At 70.3% G+C, this 20,399-nt stretch carries 18 protein-coding genes and 1 pseudogene; 10 read left to right on the plus strand and 9 right to left on the minus strand.

The features are described 5' to 3' along the window. The 3 genes from RTL41_RS15195 to RTL41_RS15205 all read left to right on the plus strand — a co-directional run bounded on the left by RTL41_RS15195 (position 1) and on the right by RTL41_RS15205 (position 4,060). Complete coding sequence (locus RTL41_RS15195) at positions 1-1,440, plus strand: aldehyde dehydrogenase family protein (RefSeq protein ID WP_312165878.1); 1,440 nt, start codon at positions 1-3, stop codon at positions 1,438-1,440. A gap of 105 nt (positions 1,441-1,545) precedes the next feature. Continuing rightward, positions 1,546-3,105 carry a long-chain-fatty-acid--CoA ligase gene (locus RTL41_RS15200; RefSeq protein ID WP_312165880.1) on the plus strand — a complete coding sequence of 520 codons (1,560 nt, stop codon included), beginning with the start codon at positions 1,546-1,548 and terminating at the stop codon, positions 3,103-3,105. A gap of 22 nt (positions 3,106-3,127) precedes the next feature. Next, on the plus strand, positions 3,128-4,060 hold the full coding sequence (locus tag RTL41_RS15205) for an alpha/beta hydrolase (RefSeq protein ID WP_312165882.1): 933 nt from the start codon (positions 3,128-3,130) through the stop codon (positions 4,058-4,060). A 42-nt stretch (positions 4,061-4,102) separates the two neighbouring features. On the opposite strand, the gene RTL41_RS15210 is transcribed toward RTL41_RS15205, so the two are convergent. The 3 genes from RTL41_RS15210 to RTL41_RS15220 all read right to left on the minus strand — a co-directional run bounded on the left by RTL41_RS15210 (position 4,103) and on the right by RTL41_RS15220 (position 7,120). Continuing rightward, positions 4,103-5,068 (minus strand): quinone oxidoreductase, encoded by a 966-nt coding sequence (locus RTL41_RS15210; RefSeq protein ID WP_312165884.1) that lies wholly within the window; start codon positions 5,066-5,068, stop codon positions 4,103-4,105. A 57-nt stretch (positions 5,069-5,125) separates the two neighbouring features. Then, positions 5,126-5,692 (minus strand): TetR/AcrR family transcriptional regulator, encoded by a 567-nt coding sequence (locus RTL41_RS15215; RefSeq protein ID WP_312165886.1) that lies wholly within the window; start codon positions 5,690-5,692, stop codon positions 5,126-5,128. A 162-nt stretch (positions 5,693-5,854) separates the two neighbouring features. Further along, complete coding sequence (locus tag RTL41_RS15220; RefSeq protein ID WP_312165888.1) at positions 5,855-7,120, minus strand: adenosylmethionine--8-amino-7-oxononanoate transaminase; 1,266 nt, start codon at positions 7,118-7,120, stop codon at positions 5,855-5,857. On the opposite strand from RTL41_RS15220, the gene bioF reads away from it, so the two are divergent. Together bioF and bioD are read left to right on the plus strand one after the other, a co-directional pair. Beyond that, the gene (bioF, locus tag RTL41_RS15225; protein WP_312165890.1) at positions 7,119-8,318 is read left to right on the plus strand and encodes an 8-amino-7-oxononanoate synthase; all 1,200 of its coding nucleotides are present in this window, start codon (positions 7,119-7,121) and stop codon (positions 8,316-8,318) included. The two genes, RTL41_RS15220 and bioF, sit on opposite strands and share 2 nt — an antisense overlap. Continuing rightward, complete coding sequence (gene bioD, locus RTL41_RS15230; protein ID WP_312165892.1) at positions 8,318-8,977, plus strand: dethiobiotin synthase; 660 nt, start codon at positions 8,318-8,320, stop codon at positions 8,975-8,977. The genes bioF and bioD overlap by 1 nt, the downstream gene beginning before the upstream one ends. Here the strand turns inward: bioD and nhaA are convergent. After that, positions 8,974-10,149 carry a Na+/H+ antiporter NhaA gene (gene nhaA / locus RTL41_RS15235; protein ID WP_312165894.1) on the minus strand — a complete coding sequence of 392 codons (1,176 nt, stop codon included), beginning with the start codon at positions 10,147-10,149 and terminating at the stop codon, positions 8,974-8,976. The two genes, bioD and nhaA, sit on opposite strands and share 4 nt — an antisense overlap. 94 nt (positions 10,150-10,243) lie before the next feature. On the opposite strand from nhaA, the gene RTL41_RS15240 reads away from it, so the two are divergent. Both RTL41_RS15240 and RTL41_RS15245 read left to right on the plus strand, forming a co-directional pair. After that, positions 10,244-11,659: a protein adenylyltransferase SelO family protein gene (locus RTL41_RS15240; RefSeq protein ID WP_312165896.1), complete on the plus strand. Its 1,416-nt coding sequence runs from the start codon at positions 10,244-10,246 to the stop codon at positions 11,657-11,659. Positions 11,660-11,718: 59 nt separating this feature from the next. Then, on the plus strand, positions 11,719-11,982 hold the full coding sequence (locus RTL41_RS15245; RefSeq protein WP_312165898.1) for a plasmid stabilization protein: 264 nt from the start codon (positions 11,719-11,721) through the stop codon (positions 11,980-11,982). A 2-nt stretch (positions 11,983-11,984) separates the two neighbouring features. Here the strand turns inward: RTL41_RS15245 and RTL41_RS15250 are convergent, their stop codons facing one another. Then, positions 11,985-12,653, minus strand: coding sequence for a TetR/AcrR family transcriptional regulator (locus RTL41_RS15250; RefSeq protein ID WP_312165900.1), 669 nt, complete (start codon positions 12,651-12,653; stop codon positions 11,985-11,987). A 116-nt stretch (positions 12,654-12,769) separates the two neighbouring features. Here RTL41_RS15250 and RTL41_RS15255 point away from each other — a divergent pair, with 116 nt between their 5' ends. Continuing rightward, a complete protein-coding gene (locus tag RTL41_RS15255; protein ID WP_312165902.1) occupies positions 12,770-13,900 on the plus strand; it encodes an aromatic ring-hydroxylating dioxygenase subunit alpha in 1,131 nt (376 codons plus the stop codon). Here RTL41_RS15255 and gluQRS read toward each other — a convergent pair. Then, the gene (gene gluQRS, locus RTL41_RS15260; RefSeq protein ID WP_312165904.1) at positions 13,897-14,751 is read right to left on the minus strand and encodes a tRNA glutamyl-Q(34) synthetase GluQRS; all 855 of its coding nucleotides are present in this window, start codon (positions 14,749-14,751) and stop codon (positions 13,897-13,899) included. The genes RTL41_RS15255 and gluQRS overlap by 4 nt on opposite strands. Before the next feature lie 10 nt (positions 14,752-14,761). Continuing rightward, a complete protein-coding gene (locus RTL41_RS15265; RefSeq protein WP_312165906.1) occupies positions 14,762-15,391 on the minus strand; it encodes a TetR/AcrR family transcriptional regulator in 630 nt (209 codons plus the stop codon). Positions 15,392-16,180: 789 nt separating this feature from the next. On the opposite strand from RTL41_RS15265, the gene RTL41_RS15270 reads away from it, so the two are divergent. Both RTL41_RS15270 and RTL41_RS15275 read left to right on the plus strand, forming a co-directional pair. Continuing rightward, entirely contained in the window at positions 16,181-16,741 is a 561-nt protein-coding gene (locus RTL41_RS15270; protein ID WP_312165908.1) for an HNH endonuclease, read from the plus strand. 61 nt (positions 16,742-16,802) lie between these two features. After that, positions 16,803-17,012, plus strand: a complete 210-nt coding sequence (locus RTL41_RS15275; RefSeq protein WP_312165910.1) for a hypothetical protein — start codon at positions 16,803-16,805, stop codon at positions 17,010-17,012. 3 nt (positions 17,013-17,015) lie between these two features. On the opposite strand, the gene RTL41_RS15280 is transcribed toward RTL41_RS15275, so the two are convergent. Both RTL41_RS15280 and RTL41_RS15285 read right to left on the minus strand, forming a co-directional pair. After that, positions 17,016-17,831 carry a hypothetical protein gene (locus RTL41_RS15280; protein ID WP_312165913.1) on the minus strand — a complete coding sequence of 272 codons (816 nt, stop codon included), beginning with the start codon at positions 17,829-17,831 and terminating at the stop codon, positions 17,016-17,018. An 8-nt stretch (positions 17,832-17,839) separates the two neighbouring features. Further along, a pseudogene (locus RTL41_RS15285) lies at positions 17,840-20,392 on the minus strand (TonB-dependent receptor); the annotation flags it as partial. Between the last annotated feature and the right edge of the window lie 7 nt (positions 20,393-20,399).

The following is a 20,399-nucleotide window of genomic DNA, read 5'->3' on the forward strand; positions in this document are numbered from 1 at the left end:
ATGCGCGAGTACCTGCAGTTCTATATCGACGGTCAGTGGGTCGATCCGGTCGAACCCAAGACGCTCGACGTCATCAATCCGGCGACCGAGAAGGTCGCGGGCAAGATCTCCCTCGGCGGCGCCGCCGACGTGGACAAGGCCGTGAAGGCCGCCCGCAAGGCCTTCGCCACCTGGTCGCAGACCAGCCGCGAAGAGCGCCTGGACGTGCTGAACCGCATCCTGGCCGAATACCAGAAGCGCTTCGGCGACCTGGCCGTCGCGGTCACCGAGGAAATGGGCGCCCCGGCCAGCCTGGCCCAGCGCGCGCAGGTTCCGATCGGCATGGGCCACCTGGGCACCGCCGCCGCCGTGCTGAAGGACTTCAAGTTCAGCGAAGACCGCGGCCCGACCATGATCGTCAAGGAGCCGATCGGCGTCTGCGGCTTCATCACCCCCTGGAACTGGCCGCTGAACCAGATCGTCTGCAAGGTGGCCCCGGCCATCGCGACCGGCTGCACCATGGTGTTGAAGCCGTCGGAAGTGGCGCCGTTCACCGGCCACATCTTCGCTGAGATCATGCATGCCGCCGGCGTGCCGGCCGGCGTGTTCAACCTGGTCCAAGGCGACGGCGTCGGCGTCGGCGTGCCGCTGTCGAGCCACCCGGACGTGGACCTGATCTCGTTCACCGGCTCGACCCGCGCCGGCATCGAGGTGGCCAAGAACGCCGCCCCGACCGTCAAGCGCGTGGCCCAGGAACTGGGCGGCAAGAGCCCGAACATCGTCCTCGACGACGACGCCTTCGCCAAGGGCGTGGGCCGCGGCGTGGCTACGGTGATGACCAACTCCGGCCAGTCCTGCAACGCCCCGACCCGCATGCTGGTCCCGCAGAAGCGCATGGACGAAGCGATCGCCGTCGCCAAGGAAGCAGCCGCCCAGGTCACCGTCGGCGACCCGAACGGCAACAGCCAGCTCGGCCCGGTGGTCTCGGAAGTGCAGTTCAACAAGATCCAGAAGCTGATCCAGGCCGGCATCGACGAGGGCGCGACCCTGGTCGCCGGCGGCGTCGGCCGCCCGGACGGGCTGGACGTCGGCTACTACGTGAAGCCGACCGTGTTCGCCAACGTCACGCCGAACATGACCATCGCCAAGGAAGAGATCTTCGGCCCGGTGCTGTCGATCCTCGGCTACGAGAACGTCGAGCAGGCGATCGAGATCGGCAACGACACCGAGTACGGCCTGGCCGCCTATGTCCAGGCCGCCGACCTCGCCAAGGCCCGGGAAGTGGCGTCCAAGCTGCGCGCCGGCCAGGTGTCGATCAACGGCGGCGGCGGCGACCTGATGGCGCCGTTCGGCGGCTACAAGATGAGCGGCAACGGGCGCGAGTGGGGCGATTTCGCCTTCAACGAGTTCCTCGAAGTCAAGGCGGTCCTCGGCTACGCGCCGAAGGAAGCGGCCGAGTAAGGCTTTCAAATATCGAAGGCTTTTGCGGGCCGGCAGGACGAGGGTCTTGCCGGCCCGCTTGCTGAGGGATCATCCTCTCCGAAAAGAAGAGAGGAGGGAGGAGCGATGTCCACGGACATCCGATGCGTGGCCGACATCGCGCGCCATCACGCGCAGGCGCGCCCGAACGAGACCGCGATCTGGTTCGAGGGCGCGCTCACCACCTATGGCGAACTGGACCGGCGCTCGTCGCAGTGCGCCCAGGCGCTGATCGCCGCCGGCGTGAGGCCGGGCGAGCGGGTCGGGGTGCTGGCCAAGGGCTGCGACGCCTTCTTCATCCTCTGGTTCGGCTGCCTCAAGGCCGGCGCCTGCCTGACGCCGGTGAACTGGCGGCTGGCGCCGCCGGAGATCGCCTTCGTGCTCAAGGACGCCGGGTGCCGGCTGGTGGTGACGGGGGGCGATTTCGCGCCGCTGCTGGACAAGGCGCTGGCCGACATCCCCGACCTGGCGACCATCGTGCAGATCGAGCCTGGCCATGAGCGATGGGCCGGATTCGCCGAGTGGATCGGCAGGTTTCCGGCCGAGGACCCGCACCTACCTGCCGCTGGCGACGACGACGTCATCCAGCTCTACACCTCGGGCACGACGGGCCTGCCCAAGGGCGTGCAACTGACCGAGCTGAACTACGCCACGGTGTTCGAATCCGCCCGCCGCCAGTGGGCGCAGTTCTCGCCGGGGATGGCGGTGCTGGTGGCCATGCCGCTGTTCCATGTGGCCGGCGCCAACCTGGGCATGCTGGCCCTGCTGCAGGGCGCCAAGGCCATCGTGCTGCGCGAGCCCGATCCCGGGGTGATCCTCAGGGTGATCGAGCAGCACGCCATCGAGCACGCCTTCCTAGTGCCGGCGCTGATCAACATGATCCTCCAGCGGCCGGAGGTGGCGGCCACGGACCTGTCGAGCGTGCGCAACGTCTATTACGGCGCCTCGCCGATCTCCGAGGAGGTGCTGAAGCGGGCCCAGGCGACGTTCCCGGCCCAGTTCACCCAGCTCTATGGCCTGACCGAGACCATCGGCGGGGGAACCAACCTGCCGCCCGAGGCGCACGATCCGGCCCGGGGCAAGCTGCGCTCGTGCGGGGTTCCGTCGGCCGGCTTCGAGGTGCGGGTCCGGGTCGAGGCGCGCGACGCCGCGCCGTTCGAGGTCGGCGAGATCGAGATCCGCTCGGCCGGGGTGATGAAGGGCTACTGGAACCGCCCCGAGGCGACGGCGCAGGCGATCTGCCCGCAGGGCTGGTTCCGCAGCGGCGACGCCGGCTATTTCGACGAGGACGGCTATCTGTTCATCCACGACCGGGTGAAGGACATGATCGTCTCCGGCGGCGAGAACATCTATCCGGCCGAGGTCGAGAACGCGCTGTTCTCGCATCCCGCGGTCGCCGACGCCGCGGTGGTGGGCGTGCCGGACGAGAAGTGGGGCGAGGCGGTGAAGGCCTTCGTCGTGCTGCGGCCCGGGGCCGAGGCCGACGCGGCCGCCGTCATGGACCACTGCCGGACGCTGATCGCCGGCTACAAGGTCCCCAAGTCCGTCGATTTCATTGCGGTCCTGCCGCGCAACCCGTCCGGCAAGGTGCTGCGGCGGGAACTGCGCGCGCCCTATTGGGAAGGCCGCGGCCGCAATGTCGGCTGAGTTTCAAGAAGAGGAAGAACCGATGCTGGATCCGCATTTCAAGGCGATGATCGAGGCGAGCGCCGAACAGGCGGCGAACGCTCCGCCGCTGGACGCCGTGCCGCCTGCGATGATCCGCATGGGCTATCAGATGCAGCGCAAGGCCAGCGACCAGAACCCGCCGCAGGACGTGGTCGCCAAGGCGCTGCAGGTGGACGGCGCGGCCGGCCCGATCCCGGCGCGGCTCTACACCCCGGCCGGCGCCAAGACCCCGAGCGGGGCGATCGTCTATTTCCACGGCGGCGGCTTCACGATCGGCGACCTGGAGACCCATGACGGCCATTGCCGGCGCCTGGCCTCGCTGGCCGGGGTGCGGGTGCTGGCGGTCGACTACCGGCTGGCGCCCGAGCATCCGTTCCCGGCCGGGCACGACGACGCCCTGGCGGCGACGAAGTGGGCCTTCGACCATGCCGCCGAGATCGGCGTCGATCCCAAGCGCATCGCGGTCGGCGGCGACTCGGCCGGCGGCAACCTGGCGGCCTCGGTCTCCATCGACCTGAAGGACGATCCGGCCCGCAGGATCGCCTTCCAGCTCCTGCTCTATCCGGGCATCTGGCCGGAGGAGGAGACCGCCTCGCGCAGGGAACTGGACGGACCGATCCTGACCAAGGCGGCGCTGGCCTGGTTCGACAAGTCGCTGGGCGCGATCGGCCATGCGCAGTCGGGCCGCGCCTTCCTGGGCAAGGCCAGGCTGACCGGCGACCTGCCGCCGGCCCTGGTGGTGACGGCCGGCTTCGACCCGCTGAAGGACGAGGGCCGCGACTATGCGCGCCGCCTGAGCGAGGCCGGGGTGGCGGCGACCCATGTCGAGTATGCGGGCCTGGTCCACGACTTCTTCGTCATGCCCGACGTCTCGCCGGCGGTGCACGAGGCGGTGAAGGAGACGGCCGCGGCGCTGAAGGCGGCGGTGGGGTAGGGGGTTGTCCCCCTCTCCCCGCTTGCGGGGAGAGGGGCGGGGCTAGGGGATCAGCAGCAGCTTGCCGGTCGTGCCGCGGCCTTCCATGTCGGCATGGGCGCGCGCGGCCTCGGCCAGCGGGTATTCGCCGCCGATCCTGACCTTGAGGTCGCCGGCGGCGATCCAGTCGAACAGCCGGGCGGTGCGGGCGCGCAGGCGTTCCGGCGTCGCCACGTGGTCGGAATAGACCCCGTAGCCGATCTTGATGCTGCGCGGCAGGCTCATGATGTCGATCGGGCCGGGGCCGCCGAGCACCGGCCCGTACCAGCAGAGCGTGCCCGATCGCGCCAGCGAGCGAAGCGTGCCTGCGAACGTCGCCGGCCCCGATCCGTCATAGGCGACCTGAACGCCCTCGCCGCCGGTGAGGGCGAGGACCTGGTCGGCGAAGTCGCTCCCGTCGTCGACGATGACGTGGTCGGCGCCGGCCTCGCGGGCGATCTGCGCCTTGCCTGGGTTCGACACGCGGCCGATCGCCGTGCCGCCACGCAGCTTGATGATCTGGGTCAGCAGCAGGCCCAGGCCGCCGGCCGCGGCGTGCACCAGGGCGGTGTCGCCAGGTTGGACCGGGTAGAAGTCGGTCGCGAAGTGGCTGGCGGTCAGGCCCTGCATCATCACCGCCGCGGCGACGTGGTCGTCGATGGCGTCTGGAACCGCGACCAGCACCTTGGCCGGGACCAGCACCCGTTCGGCGTAGCTGCCGACGCCGTAGACCCAGGCGACGCGCTGGCCGACCTCGAAGTCGTCCACGCCCTCGCCGAGGGCGACGACGCGGCCCGCGCCCTCGACGCCGAGCACCTTGGGGTCGTTTCCGATCCAGAAGCCGCCGCGCCGCACGCCCACGTCCATGAAGTTGACGCCGGCGGCCGCGACCTGGACCACCACCTGCCCGGGGCCGGGAACGGGTTCGGGGCGTTCGGCCAGGCGCAGCACCTCGGGGCCGCCGGGGCCGGTCATCTCGATGACGTTCATGGGAGTCTCCATATTGAATGATCGTTCCAAAATTGGGCGAAAAGAACGGCCGGCGCGCTAGCTCAAGGCGCGCAGGGCGACATCGGCCAGGCCGCGCAGCCGGCGCGCGTCGGCGCCGCCGCGGGCGGCCAGGCGCAGGCCGGCGAAGCTGGCGGCGAGGTAGGCTGAGACATCCTGCGGATCCAGGTCGGCGGCGATGTCGCCCTGCGCCTGGGCCTCGCGGACGCTGGCCGCGATCGCGCCGTGCAGCACGCGGCCGGCGGCGTCGTGGATCTCGGTCAGGTCGGCTCGCGAACGGCCGAACTCGCAGACGGCGGCGACGCCCAGGCAGGGAGAGCTTGCGGTCTCCACGACCCGGTCGACCATCGCCACCAGGCCATCGCGCGCCCGCGGCCCGCGCCGGAGCGCCGCCAGGTGGGCCGAGGTCTCGCGGTCGGCGTACCTGCGCACCGCGGCGCAGTAGAGCCGCCACTTGTCGCCGAAGGTGTCGTAGAGGCTCTGGCGGCCGACGCCCATGGCGCGGACCAGCATCTCGGCGGACGTCCCCTCGAAGCCGTGCTCGCGGAACACGCCGATGGCGGCGTCCAGCGCCTGGTCGGCGTCGAAGGCTTTGGGTCTGGCCATGAGGGAGGGTCTACAGGATTCTGGAATGATTGGTCAAGAATCGAGCGAGCTAATTCCTCCCTCATGGGGGAAGGGCGATCGCATATGGTCTTGAGCCCCTTTCCTCCCCTGCGAAGCGGGGGAGGAAAATAAGGCGACTACAGCTCTCCCAGAGGGGAGCTGCTAGCCCAGCAACACCGCCTGGATCGCGCCGGTGAGTTGGGCCAGTTCGGCGTCCGTCGTGACGTAGGGCGGGGTCAGGTAGACGACCTTGCCCATCGGGCGGATCCAGCAGCCGTGCTCGGCGAAGGCCATGCAGAGGGGGCCGGTCTCGACCGGATGGTCGAACTCCACGACCCCGATGGCGCCGCAGGTGCGCACGTCGACGACGCCGGGGGCGGCGCGGCAGGGCTCCAGCCCTTGGGCCAGGGCGGCGTTGATGCGCGCGACGTCGGCCTTCCACTGGCCGGACTCGAAGAGGTCGAGGCTGGCGTTGGCGGCGGCGCAGGCCAGCGGATTGGCCATGTAGGTCGGGCCGTGCATCAGGGCCGCGCCGGCGTCGTCCGACCAGAAGGCGTCGAAGACCTTGCTGCGGGCGACGGCGGCCGAGAGCGGCAGGGTGCCGCCGGTCAGCGCCTTGGAGAGGGTGACGATGTCGGGCGTCACGCCCGAACCCGAGCAGGCGAAGAGGTCGCCGGTGCGGCCGAAGCCGACGAAGATCTCGTCGAAGATCAGCAGCAGGTCGTGCCGGTCGGCCAGCCGGCGCAGGGTGCGCAGCACCTCGTCGGCGTGGAACAGCATGCCGCCGGCGCCCTGGACCCGCGGCTCGACGATGATGGCGGCGATCTCGCCGGCCTTCTCGCCCATCAGGGCGTCGAGGGCGGCTTCCGAGGCCGGATCGACCGGCAGGGCGGCGATGACCTGGGACGGCATGACCCCGGCGAACAGGCTGTGCATGCCCTCTTCCGGGTCGCAGATGGTCATCGTCGCCAGGGTGTCGCCGTGATAGCCGCCCTGGAAGCTGAGGAACCGGGTGCGCCCCGTCACGCCGCGGTTGATCCAGTATTGCAGCGCCATCTTCATGGCGATCTCGACCGAGACCGAGCCGCTCTCGGCGAAGAACACGTGGTCGAGGTCGCCAGGCAGCAGGTCGGCCAGCCGGCGGGCCAGGCGATAGGCCGGCTCGTGCGCCAGGCCGCCGAACATCACGTGGGGCGCGCGCTCGAGCTGGGCCGTCACCGCGGCGCGGATGTGCGGGTGGTTGTAGCCGTGGCAGGCGGTCCACCAGGAGGCGATGCCGTCGACCAGCTCGCGGCCGTCCTCCAGGATGATCCGGGCGCCCTGGGTGCGGGCGACCGCCAGGGGCGCGGGCGCGGTCTTCATCTGGCAATAGGGCCGCCAGACGTTGCGGGCGCCCTGGGTCAGCCAGTCCGGTGTCGGGAATGTCATGGCCGCTGGCTTTAACCGAAGCCCAGGCTCGTGCATACCGCGCGCCGTGACCGACAGTTTGACCGCCTTCGCCCAGACCAAGCTCGATGCGCTCGAGGCGCGCAGCCTGAAACGCACGCTGGTCCCGACCCATCGGCTGGACGGGCTGTGGGTGGAGCGCAACGGGCGGCGGCTGCTGTCCTTCTCGTGCAACGACTATCTCAACCTCTCGCACCATCCGGCCGTGAAGGCCGCGGCCCTGGCGGCGGTGGAGGCCCATGGGGTCGGCTCGGGCGCCTCGCGGCTGGTGACCGGCGACAACCCGATCTTCGGCGAACTCGAGGCGCGGCTGGCGGCGCTGAAGGGGACGCAGGCCGCCTGCGTGTTCGGCTCGGGCTACCTGGCCAATTCGGGGATCATCCCGACCTTCGTCGGCGAGGGCGACCTGATCCTGGTCGACGAACTGGCGCACGCCTGCATCTGGTCGGGAGCGCAGCTCTCCAACGCGCGGATCGCGCCGTTCCGGCACAACGACGTCGAGGACCTGGCCGCCAAGCTGGCCGCCTGCCGCGGCGAGGCCGGCCGGGCGCTGATCGCCACCGACGGGGTGTTCTCGATGGACGGCGACGTGGCGCCGCTGAACGCGATCTCGGCCCTGGCGCGGGCGCATGACGCCTGGCTGCTGGTCGACGACGCCCACGGGTTGGGCGTGGTCGGCGAGGGGCGGGGGACGGCGGCGATGTTCCCGGACGCCAAGGTCGACCTGGCGATGGGCACCTTCTCCAAGGCGCTCGGCGGCTACGGCGCCTATGTCTGCGCCAGCGCCCCGGTGATCGACTTCATCAAGACCCGCACGCGCACGGTGGTCTACACGACCGGCCTGCCGCCGGCGAACGCCGCGGCGGCGCTGGCGGCGCTGGACGTGATCGCCGCCGAGCCCGAGCGGGTGGCGGCGGTGCTGGCCAAGGCCCGGCGCTTCACGCGGGCGCTGAACCTGCCCGAGGCGACCAGCGCGGTGGTCCCGATCGTGCTGGGCGAGGCGGGCCGCACCCTGGCCGCGGCCCAGGCGCTGGAGGCCGAAGGCTTCCTGGTGGTGGCGATCCGGCCGCCGACCGTGCCGGCCGGGACGGCCCGGCTGCGGGTGGCGTTCACGGCCGGCCACCCCGACGACGAAATCGACCGGCTGGCGGCGGCGGTGCGCCCGCTGATGGCGTCCTGATGCGGCGGCTGTTCGTCACCGGCGCGCACACCGACGTGGGCAAGACCTATGTCGCCTGCGCCATGCTGCGCGCGGCGCGGGCCAAGGGCTTGAGCGCCGACGCCCTGAAGCCGGTGGTGAGCGGGATCGACCTGGCCGACTGGGCGGGCAGCGATCCGGGGCTGCTGCTGGAGGCGCTGGGCCGGCCGCTGGACCTGGAAGCGCTGGACAGGATCGCGCCGCTGCGCTTCGCCGCGCCGCTGTCGCCGCCGATGGCCGCGCGGCTGGAGGGCGTGGACCTGCGGCTGGCGCAACTGACGCGGTTCTGCCAGGCGGGGCTGGCGGCGAGCGCCGCGGACCTGACCCTGGTCGAGGGGGCGGGCGGGGTGATGTCGCCGATGGCCGAGGACGGCACCGGGCTGGACCTGATGCTCGCGCTGGGCCTGCCCGGCGTGCTGGTCGGCGGGTCCTATCTGGGCGCGATCAGCCACACCCTGACGGCGGTGGAGACGCTGCGCGCGCGGGGCCTGGCCATCGAGGCGGTGGTGGTCAGCCAGAGCGCCGATCCGCAGGCGCCCGACTTCGCCCAGACGGTGGAGAGCGTGGCCGCCTTCGCCGGCGGGGTGAAGGTGATCGCCGCGGCGCGCGGCGAGCAGGCCTGGGCGAGCGAGCTGGTCTAGCCTTCGCTGGCGTCGCGCTGGCGCTGGGCGTAGGCGAGCACGCCCATGCCGACCAGGGCCGAGAGGATCGAGCCGGCGATGACGCCCATGCGGACCTCGGTCTGGGCCAGGGTGTCGTTGGGGTCGAAGGCCAGGCCGCCGATGAACAGGCTCATGGTGAAGCCGACGCCGCAGAGCAGCGAGACGCCGTAGAGCTCCAGCCACCTGGCGCCGGTCGGGCGGCGGGCGAGCTTCAGCCCGATGACCACGGCCGAGAGGCCGAAGACGCCGATCTGCTTGCCGAGGAAGAGGCCCATGGCGATGCCCAGCGGCGCCGGGTTGGCCAGGGTCGCCAGCGACAGGCCCTGGAACGAGAAGCCGGCGGCGGCGAAGGCGAACAGCGGCAGGATCAGGTAGGCGACATAGGGGTGCAGGCTCTCCATGAAGTGCTTCAGGGGGCCTTCGTGGCCCGGCTTGCGCGGGTCGATGGGCACGGTCATGGCCGCGGCGACGCCGGCCAGCGAGGTGTTGACCCCGCTTTTCAGGCAGAAGGCCCAGGCGAGCGCGAAACAGGCCGCGTAGAACAGGTAGGGCGCGGACTTCCACCTCGACATCAGGGCCATCAGGGCGATGGAGGCCGCCGCGCCGCCCAGCGCGTAGAGGTTGACGTCGGAGGTGAAGAGGATGGCGATCAGCGCCACGGCGCCGAGGTCGTCGGCGATGGCCAGGGTCAGCAGGAAGACCCGCAGGGAGGCCGGCAGGCGCGGGGCGGCCACGGCCAGGGCGGCCAGGGCGAAGGCGATGTCGGTGGCGGTCGGGGTCGGCCAGCCCTGGGGCGCGCCCAAGGCCCCGAGGTTGAGCAGCAGATAGACCCCGGCGGGCGCGGCCATGCCGCCGAGCGCGGCGAGCACGGGCAGGGCCAGGCGGCGGGGATTGGACAGCTCCCCGCGCAGGATCTCGTATTTGATCTCGAGGCCGACGACGAAGAAGAAGATCGTCATCAGGCCTTCCTTGATCCACTGGTAGACCGGCTTGGCCTCGTGGAAGGCGCCGATCTGGATGGTGATCTCGTGCTTGATGAAGGCGAAGTAGTGGTCGGCCCAGGGCGAGTTGGCGAGCGCGATCGCCAGCAGCGCGGCGGTGGTCAGGATCACCCCTGAAGCGGTCTCGGTCTTCAGGAAATCGAGGGTCAATCTGCGCGCCATGGCTCCGGTTACCATGGGCGGCGGCGGCGAAATACGTCAATCGGGCGTTGCTGGCGCCGATGTGATCGCGCATCTGAAGGGCATGCCCGTTTCAGCCGCCTATCGCCCCGAACCGCATGTCCAGGACCTGGGAACGGCGTTCTTCGATCCGGTGGCGGCGGCGGACTTCCCGATGACGCGCCTGCGCTTCCGCAACGACCGGGCCGCCGCCAGCGTCGGGCTGGAGGCCCTGAGCGACGACGAGTGGGTGGCCCACTTCGGGCGGTTCGAGCTGCTGCCGGGGCAGCCTGCCCAGCCGCTGGCCATGCGCTATCACGGCCATCAGTTCCGGGTCTACAACCCCGACCTGGGCGACGGTCGCGGCTTCACCTTCGCCCAGATGCGCGAGGCCGGAACCGGGCGGTTGCTGGAGCTGGGAACCAAGGGCTCGGGCCCCACGCCCTGGTCGCGGGCCGGCGACGGGCGGCTGACCCTGAAGGGCGGGGTGCGCGAGGTGCTGGCCACGGCGATGCTGGAGGCGCTGGGCGTGCCCACCTCGCGCTCGTTCTCGCTGATCGAGACCGGCGAACGACTGGTGCGCGGCGACGAGCCGAGCCCGACGCGCTCGTCGGTGCTGGTGCGGCTGTCGCACAGCCACATCCGGTTCGGGACCTTCCAGCGCCAGGCCTATCTGCAGGATGCGGACGCGATCGGCCGGCTCATCGACCATGTGATCGCGCTCTACTATCCCGAGCTGGGCGCGGCGGCGGACAGGGGCGCGGCGCTGCTGGCCGCGGTGGCCGGGCGCGCGGCGCGGCTGACGGCGCGGTGGATGGCGGCCGGGTTCGTGCATGGGGTGCTGAACACCGACAACATGAACATCACCGGCGAGAGCTTCGACTATGGCCCCTACCGGTTCCTGCCGCACAACGATCCGAACTTCACCGCCGCCTATTTCGACACCGCCGGGCTCTACAGCTTCGGGCGCCAGCCCGAGGCGGTGTTCTGGAACCTGCAGCAACTGGCCGGGTGCCTGACGCAGGTCGGCGGGCAGGAGCCGCTGATCGAGGCGCTGAACGGGTTCGGGCCGGCCTATCGCGGGGAGCTGGCCGGGGCGCTGCTGAACCGGCTGGGGCTGAAGCGGGCAGGGGAGGCCGAGGAGGTCGCCTTCGCCAACGCCACGTTCCGGGCGATTGCGGAGGGCGGCGAGCGGCTGCGCTGGGAGCCGTTCTTCTTCGACTGGTTCTGCGGCGACGAGGGCCGGGCGCTGGCCAGCCAGCGCGGCGACATCTATGCGGGCGAGGCGTTCGCGCCGTTCCGCGATCTGCTGAAGGGGTTCGCGCCCGAGCGGCCGGAGCGGCTGGCCGATCCCTACTTCGCCGCGCCCGAGCCGCAGGAACTGCTGATCGACGAGATCGAGGCGATCTGGGCGGCCATCGCCGAGCGCGACGACTGGGGCGCCTTCCATGCCAAGCTGGGGGCGATCGAGGCGGCGCGAACGGCCTGGGCGCTGAGCTAGGCGCTGGGAACCATCCCTGGCCCGCGGGGTTGGCTCTTGCTGTCAGAGGAGAGTTCGCCATGCCTCGCGGAGACAAGTCGAAGTACACCGACAAGCAGGAACGCAAGGCCGACCACATCGCCGAAGGCTACGAAGCCAAGGGCGTGCCGGAGAAGGAGGCCGAGCGCCGGGCCTGGGCGACCGTCAACAAGGACGACGGCGGCGGCAAGGCGCCGGGCGGCTCGGGCCGCGGCAAGGACACCGGCCATCCGGCGGCGCACAAGGGCGGCAGGAAGGCCGCGGCGACCCGCAAGCGCAACGCCGAGCACCACGCCTCGCACTGAGGTCAGAGGATCGTCAGGTCCACCTGCGCGGCCTGGGCCTCGATCGCCTCCAGCCGGCCGCGGTCGGCGAGCAGGGCGCGCAGGGCCAGGCGCGCGCTGGCCCTGGCCTGCGCCAGCGGCGGGGCCGGCAAGGCGGCGAGCACGCTGGTCTCGCTGAGTTGCAGCATCTGTTCGGCGGCCAGACCCGGCAGGTCGCACTCCAGCGCGCCGCTCTCGCAGCCCGCTTCGATGAGGCCGCGATAGTGCGCGACCAGAGCCGCCCGCGCCCGCTGGGCCGGCTCGAACTGCGGCTTCTGGAGTTCGGGCAAATAGAAGATGGCCGGCAGCGCCCGGTCCACCGAGGCGACCAGGGCCGCCTCCTCGAAGAGGCTCTTGAACAGCGCCACCTCGGGCGCAAGCGCCAGGGCGTTCAGCCGCGCGTAGAAGTCGAGGGACGGCTGGGCGAGATAGACCACCAGCTCGTTCAGCAGCGCGTCCTTGGCGCCGAACAGGTTGAACAGCGAGGCCGGGGCCACCTGCAGCGCCTGCGCGATCATGCGGATGCTGGCGCCGGTGTAGCCTTCGGCGCTGATCAGCCGCGCGGCGGTGAGGAACACCTCGTCGCGGGTCAGGTGGGGCCGTCCGTCGCCGCGGGGACGGCCGACGGGGCGACGGTCTGGCGCCAGGGTCATGCCCAAGCCCATATCGTCGCCCGCGCCGTTCGTCCAATTTAAATCGATCGATCAAAATAATTGACTCCGGCCACGGCGCGGACCTATCGAGGCGGCCAGCCAAGGGAGGCGACGACATGGATGCAGGCCAACTGCCCGGCGTGAGCGCCGAGGAGATCGCGCGGGCGCGCCAGCCGCTGGAAGACGCCTGGACCCTGCCGCCGGCCGCCTATGTGCGCCCGGACATCCAGGCGCTGGAGGCCGAGCGGATCCTGCGGCGTAGCTGGACGCCCCTGGCGCGGGTCGACCAGGCGCCGCAGCCCGGCGACTTCATCGCCATGGACCTGGCCGGCCAGCCGGTGCTGCTGGTCCACGGCCTGGACGGGGAGCTGCGGGTGATGGCCAATGTCTGCCGCCATCGGGCCGCCCCGATCGCGCACGGGCAAGGGCGGCGCAAGCTGTTCACCTGTCCCTATCACGCCTGGAGCTACGACACCGAAGGGCGCCTGGCGGCCGCGCCGCTGATGGACGAGGCCAGGGACTTCCGGCGCGAGGACTGCCGCCTGACCCAGTTCCGCAGCGAGGTGTGGGAGGGCTTCGTGATGGCCAACCTCGACCCCGAGGCCGCGCCCTTCGCGCCGCAGGTCGAGACCCTGCGCCGCTATTTCGAGGCGTTCGGCGTGGCCGACATGGTGGTCGCGCGAACGCTCACCTACGACAGCGGCTGGAACTGGAAGGTGCTGGTCGAGAACTTCATGGAAGCCTACCACCATCTGGCCGCGCATGCGCAGACCCTGGAGCCTGGGTTCCACGCGCGCGATTCCTCGATCCCCGACAACGACGGGCCCTGGTCGATCCTGCACATGCCGGCCGCGGCGCCCGATCCCGACCGGCCGCGGCTGATCCAGGGTCTGTCGGAATGGCAGGCCGGGGCGCTGTTCGCGGCGGTGGCGTTCCCGCATTTCATGCTCGCGCTGCACGGCGACGGCATGGCCTGGTACCAGGTGCTGCCGACGACGGCGGGCGACCGCTTCACGCTGAAGATCCATGTCTGCGTTCCGCGCCACGTGCTGGAGATGGACGCAGCCGAGCACATCGTCGCCGAGCTGGAGCAGGTGACGGCGGCGATCCACGCCGAGGACATCGTCGTCAACGACCTGGTGTGGCGCGGCCTGAACGCGCCGGCGACCGGCCAGGGCCGGCTGTCGCCGCTGGAGCGCTCGATCTGGCAGATGAACCAGTGGTGGCTGGCCAGGATGGGCGCCTAGGCGCCGCGGTCGAAGCCCATCTCCGCGCGCAGGTCCGCGGGCGTGACGCCGCGCGCGCGCAGGTCGCGCAGGGTCTCGGCCTGGTCGCGCTTGGCGAAGCGCTTGCCGTCGGGGCCGGTCAGCAGGCGGTGGTGGCGATAGACCGGCGCGGGCAGGTCGAGCAGGACCTGGAGCAGCCGCTGCACGTGGGCGGCCTCGTAGAGGTCCTGGCCGCGGATGATGTGGGTGACGCCCTGGAGCGCGTCGTCGACGACCACGGCCAGGTGATAGGCGACGCCGACGTCCTTGCGCGCCAGCACCACGTCACCGCCCGAGAGGGCCGGGTCGACCGCGACGGCGCCATGCTCGCCGTTCGGCCCCGCGCCCTCCTCGACGAAGGTCAGCGGCCGTCCGGCCAGGGCCTGCTCGGCGGCGTCGAGCGACAGCCGCCAGGCGAAGGGCTCGCCGTCGGCCAGGCGCCGGGCTTCCTCGTCCGGCGGCAGGGGCGCGCCGCGGAACGCCTCGGCATGGCCGTGCGGCGCGCTGGCCGCGGCCTGGGCGATCTCCTTGCGGGTGCGGAAGCAGCGATAGGTCAGGTGGTCGGTGGTCAGGGCGGCGAGGGCGGCCTGGTAGTCGTCCAGGTGTTCGGACTGGCGGCGGACCGGCGTCTCCCATTCGATCCCCAGCCAGGCCAGGTCCTCGTAGATCGCGGCCTCGAACTGCGGGCGGCTGCGGGTGACGTCGATGTCCTCGATGCGCAGGAGGAAGCGCCCGCCGGCCGCGCGCGCGGCCTCGTAGGCGGTGAGGGCCGAGAAGGCGTGGCCGCGATGCAGGTAGCCGGTCGGCGACGGGGCGAAGCGGGTGACGAACACCCGGAGAGCTTTAGTCCTCGCCGGACCTGGCGAAAATGCCCATGTGCTCGAAGACCCCGCGCAGGAAGGCCTCGTCGCCGCCGAGCGCGCCCTTCAGGTGGTCGAACTGCTTGAAGGAGAACATCTCGGCCAGGCCGTGGGCGGCGCACCAGGCCGCGGTGGTGGCCAGTTCCAGCTCCTGCTCGTCCATGGGCGTCGCGCCCGCCTCGATCAGGGTGTCGCGCACCTGGCAATAGGCGCTGTCGTTGTCGGCGTGGACGTGGTCGGGCAGGCTCTCCTTGTCGCGCGAGCAGTCGTACATCACGCGGTAGAGGGCCGGATTGTCGCGGGCGAACCGCACATAGGCGACGCCGAGCGCGGTGAGCTTGTCGCGCACCGAGGCGTGGCTGGCGCGGGCGGCGGTCATCAGCTCGTTCAGCAGGTCCCAGCCTTCGTGGGCGACGGCGTCGAGCAGTTCGCCCTTGTCCTTGAAGTGGTGATAGGGCGCCGCCGGGCTGACCCCGGCCTCGCGCGCCACGGCGCGCAGCGACAGGGCGGTCGGGCCCTCGGTCTCGAGCAGTCGCCGGGCCGCGTCGATCAATGCGCGGCGCAGGTCGCCGTGGTGGTAGGGGCGATTGTCGGCGGCTGCAGCTTCTCTCATGGCGTTCACTCTAAAACTGAATCTGGACGCCGTAAAGATCATCTTGACGCCGTTCAGATCGGCGCTATCTTAGCAATGTTCAAATTACAAAATCCCTCGCTCCCCCGAGGGTTCCAACTTGAAAGGTGTGTGTCATGTCTCTCGCTCGTTTGACCCGTTTCGAACGCCTTTTCGACCGCGTCGTCCCGCTCGGGCTGATCGCGCTCAGCATCGGCCTGGCGGCGGCCACGGTCTCGGTCGGCGCGTAGGGCCGACTCCAGTCAGTGTCGAAAGGGGGCCGGGTCCGGCCCCCTTTTTGTTGCGCGGCGTCCGGGGAGGACGCCCTGACGGTTCCATGCATTTCTGCATACCTTACGATGTAAAATGTATCTGTACATCGTTTAGATGGAGGTCTATCTAAACATCGTCCAGATGGACGCGGAGCGGCGCCCGCCGCACCGGATCAACAAAAGGAACGACCCCATGTCTGCCCTGACCCAACTTGGCCGTGTCTTCGACGCCACCGTCGCCGTCGCCTTCGTCTTCATCAGCCTGAGCCTGGCCGGCGCCACCGCCGTCGTCGGCGCCTGATGTTTGAGCTGAGCGCCCCGTCCGCCAGGGAACCGCACCCCGGACGGGGCCGCCGAGCTTCATTTCATGGAGCTGTCTCAAATTTCCGCCTATAATTCCCTCGCTACGGGAATGCCCTCTGGGGGCGATTCGCCTAGCGCTCGGATCGCGAAAGGGGGCCTGTCTTCAGTCTCTACGCGTACGACATAGGGGGTTGCGCCCCCGTCCGGAGGGCCGGCCATGCAGGTGCTTAATCACCCGCCGTCCGGTTGGCCCTGCCTTGTGCTGAACGCGGACTTCCGTCCCCTCAGCTACTACCCGCTGTCCCTCTGGCCGTGGCAGGAGGTGATCAAGGCGGTGTTCCTCGATCGCGTCGACGTGGTCTCGACCTACGACCAGGAAGTCCACTCGCCGTCCTTCGCGATGAAGCTGCCCAGCGTGGTCTCGCTGAAGCATTACGTGCCGCAGGACCGGCCGCCGGCCTTCACCCGCTTCAACCTCTTCCTGCGCGACGCCTTCACCTGCCAGTACTGCACGGCGGGCGAGGACCTGACCTTCGACCATGTGGTGCCGCGCTCGCGCGGCGGGCGCACCACCTGGGAGAACATCGTCACCGCCTGCGCGCGCTGCAACCTGATGAAGGGCGGGCGCACGCCGCACGAGGCGCACATGCACCCGTTCCACACGCCGCGCCGGCCGACGGCCTACGAGCTGCAGGAATGCGGCCGCCGGTTCCCGCCGCACCACCTGCACAAGAGCTGGCTCGACTACCTCTACTGGGACATCGAGCTGGAGGCGTAGCTGGCGCGGAACCGCGCTGCGGCGCGGTTGGTTGCCTGCCCGGTAGCCACAGGAGCTGGCGATGGTCGGGCCAGGACGCAGCACCGAAACGCAGGACTTGCCGAAGGCGCGCCGGCGGCTGTCGCAGGCGCAGCGGGCGATCGCCTGGATCCTCGCCCTGGCGACCGCCGTGTTCGTGATCAGCTATGTCACGAGCCCAAAGGACGCGCCCACGGGGGACCGCAGCGACCTGGCCGGGCGCGGCGCGATGCAGGAGCACGCCGGGCCTTGAGGGCTACCTGGCCGGCAGGACCCGCATGGCCACGGCTTCGCGGCCGGTGCGGCTGATGCCGTAGAGGACGCCGCGCTCGCTTTCGTCCCAGTCGATGGCCTGGCCCTCGGTGGCCACGCCGATAGTGTCCAGGTGATCGAGCACCGCGCCGCCCTGCGTGGGCAGGGCCAGAACGTAGAGCTCGGGATGGTCGTGGCCGGTGATGTAGAGCTTGCCGTCCGGGCCCCAGCCGCCGCCGGAGGAGCTCATCGGCTTGAAGCGGTCGAGGACGGACTGCGGGAAGCTCCAGCTCTGGGTCTGGCGCCAGTCGTCATCGAAGCGGACCAGGACGGTGTTGCGGTAGTCGCGCGGGGCCTCGCCGCCCTTGCCGTCGTAGTTGGCGAAGGCCGCCCACCAGGCGCCGTCCTTGCGGTCGATCCAGGTGATCGAGCCGCGGCCCTGGCCGAGGGCGACCGTGCGCAGGTGCGTCATGGTCGCCGGATCGAAGAACTCCACGGCGCTCCAGTGCGGCACGGCGGGGAAGTTGGAACTGGCGCAGACCAGTTCCTTGGCGATCACCGCGCAGGAGTTGATGTGCGGATAGCGGGCGGGGTCGCCCTTCCACTCGGCGAGCTTGGCGCCGGTCTTCTTGTCGTACTTGGCGATGGTGGAATTGGCGACGGCGTAGACGTGGGCGGCGTCCACCGCCACGCCTTGCCGGGCCTCTGGAGCGGGGTAGCGGCGCAGCACCTCGGCGGTGCGGGACGGCGCGGCCGCGTCCTGGGCGATGGCGGGGGCCGAGGCGGCGAGCGCCCCGGCCAGGGCCAGCAGTCGGATCATGCCGGGCATCAGAAGTTCACCGCCGCACCGACCCAGTAGGTGCGGCCGTAGTTCGCCCATTCCTGCAGGTTGCGGCGCTCGGGGCCGGTCACTTCCTGGCGGCCGGTGTTCGAGAGGTTCTGCCCTTCGACAAAGACGGTCAGGTAGTCGGTGAAGCGCCACGACAGGCTGGCGTCGAACAGGTGCCGGCCTTTCCAGTACTGGTCGGAATTGGGGTTGGCGTCGTTGATCGTCTCCAACTGGCCGCCGATGTAGTTGTGCGAGACCCGGGCCTCGAAGGGACCGCGCTGATAGTAGATCGACTCGTTGGTGGTGATCTCGGGCTGCTGGTAGAGGCCGGTGGTGCGCGGGCCGGCCGAGGTCAGGAAGGTGAACTCGGTGTCCAGCCAGGTGATGTTGCCGTTGAAGCCGAAGCCGTCGAAGGGCTCGGGCAGGAAGGTGAAGGCCTGCTGGACGGCGAACTCGACGCCGCGGATCTTGGCCGACTGGGCGTTGCGGGGGGTGGAGACCAGCACGCTCTCGGGGCCGCGGCCGACATCGAGCGTCTCGGTCGAGGAGAGGGTGAAGATCTCGCTCTCGATGTCCTTGGAGAAAACCGCCAGCGAGATCATGCCGTCGCGGGGATAGTATTCGACCGACAGGTCCAGGCCGCGGCTTTCGCGGGCCTTCAGGCCGGGGTTGCCGCGCGACAGGGTCGGCTGGCTGCCGTCGAAGCTGAGGCCCTCGCTGGCGGCGAGCGAGCCGTAGTCGGGACGGCCGATGGTGTTGGTCCAGGCGGCGCGGACGATGAGGTCGGCGGTGGGCTTCCACTCCAGGTGCAGGCTGGGCAGCCAGTTGCCGTAGGAGCCGGAATTGCTGACCGGAGTCAGCACGCCGCCAGCGTTGCGCACCGCGTCGGATTCCACCTCGGTGCGCTCGTAACGCAGACCGCCGAGCAGGGTGAAGTCGCCCCACGAATAGCTGGCCTGGGCGTAGGCGGCGTAGATGTCTTCCTGCACCTCGTAGTCGCCGGTGGGGGCGTTGGTGGTGGTGACGAAGCGGCCCCGGTTGGCGTTGAAGAAGGCCATGGCCGCGCTGGCGTCGATGCGGGGCGAGAGCAGGTAGCGACCGGCGATCAGGTCGCTGGGGCCGGGCTTGTCGACCTCGGCCAGGGTGTAGACGAAGCCCGATCCGGCCCGGTAGTTGATCTGGCTGGAATTGTACTCGCGCTTGGTGGTGCGCAGCAGGCCGCCGAACTTGGCCTTCAGGTTCCCGTCGTCGTTTCCGTCATCGAAGGCGAGGTCGAAACGGACCTGGCCGGTCTTCTCCTCGGTCTCGGTGAGTGCGTCGCGGTGCTGCTGCAGGACGTAGTTGCCGGGATTGCGGACGGCCGCGTCGTCGAGCGGCGTGAAGACCGGGAATAGCGGATTGGTGGTGTCGTAGTTGAAGGCGTAGTTGGCGGCCTGGGCGTCGACCGTGCGGAACTCCACCGAATGGTTGGGCACGTCGAGGGCGGCCTGCGAGTAGACGAGGTCGCCCGAGGCGGTCCACTGCGGGGCGAAGTTCCAGGAGAACTCGGTCCGGGCCAGGCCGATCTCGCGCTTGGTGATCGGCTGGTTGAGCTGGATGACGCCGCGGCCGCGGGCGAAGAAGCCGCTGGTGGGGGTCTGGTCCGCGACGTTGCCGATCGGCTCGATGCGGTGCTCGATCCGCTCCTCGTCGTCCTCCATGCGCGCGAACAGGCCAGAGGCTTCCCAGTGGAAGGTGTCGCTGGGCCGGTACTCGATCTTGGCGTTCACGCCGCTGCGCTGCTTGGTGTTGTTGTACCAGAACAGGCGCTGGAAGGTCGGGACCTGGATGCCGTTGCCCAGGGGCGAACCCGAGGCGACCGGCGCGCCGGCGGCGGTGTATTCGCGCACCGACGGGTCCTGGGATTCGACCTGCGGAATGTCGTAGTCGAGCTGTTCGTGCGAGGCGCCGATCACCACGCCCCACTGATCCTGGTCGCCGAAGGTCGTGCCGGTGGCGAAGGCCAGGCGATAGGACGGCTTGTCGTTGCGCACGCCGCCGCTGAGCTCGTAGTCGCCATAGGAGGCCATGCCGTTGAAGAACGGTCGGCCGGCGTCGAAGGCGCTGCGGGTGGTGACGTTGATCACCCCGCCGATGGCGTTGCCGTCATTTTCCGGCGTCACCGTCTTGATGACTTCCAGGCGGCCGGCCATCACCGAGGGGACGATGTCCATGGGCACCGTGCGGCCGCTCTCGTCGACCGAGGCGACCAGGGCGCCGTCGATGGTGGTGCGGTTGTAGGTCGAACGCAGGCCGCGGATGACCGGGAAACGCGGCTCGCCCTGGTCTTCCATGACCGAGATGCCGGGGATGCGGCGGAGGGCGGCGGCGGTGTTGTGGTCAGGCAGCTTGCCGATGTCGTCGGCCGAGACCACGTCGGCGACCACGAACTCCTCGCGCTTGACCGCGATGGCGGCGCGCTGGGCCTCGCGCTGGCCGGTGACGACGAGTTCCTCGACCGCGGCCTCGTCATTGGCGAACGCCGGCGTGGACAGGGCCGTACTGGCGAGAAGAAAAACA

The organism is Phenylobacterium sp. (assembly GCF_031984885.1).
Taxonomy (GTDB): domain Bacteria; phylum Pseudomonadota; class Alphaproteobacteria; order Caulobacterales; family Caulobacteraceae; genus Phenylobacterium.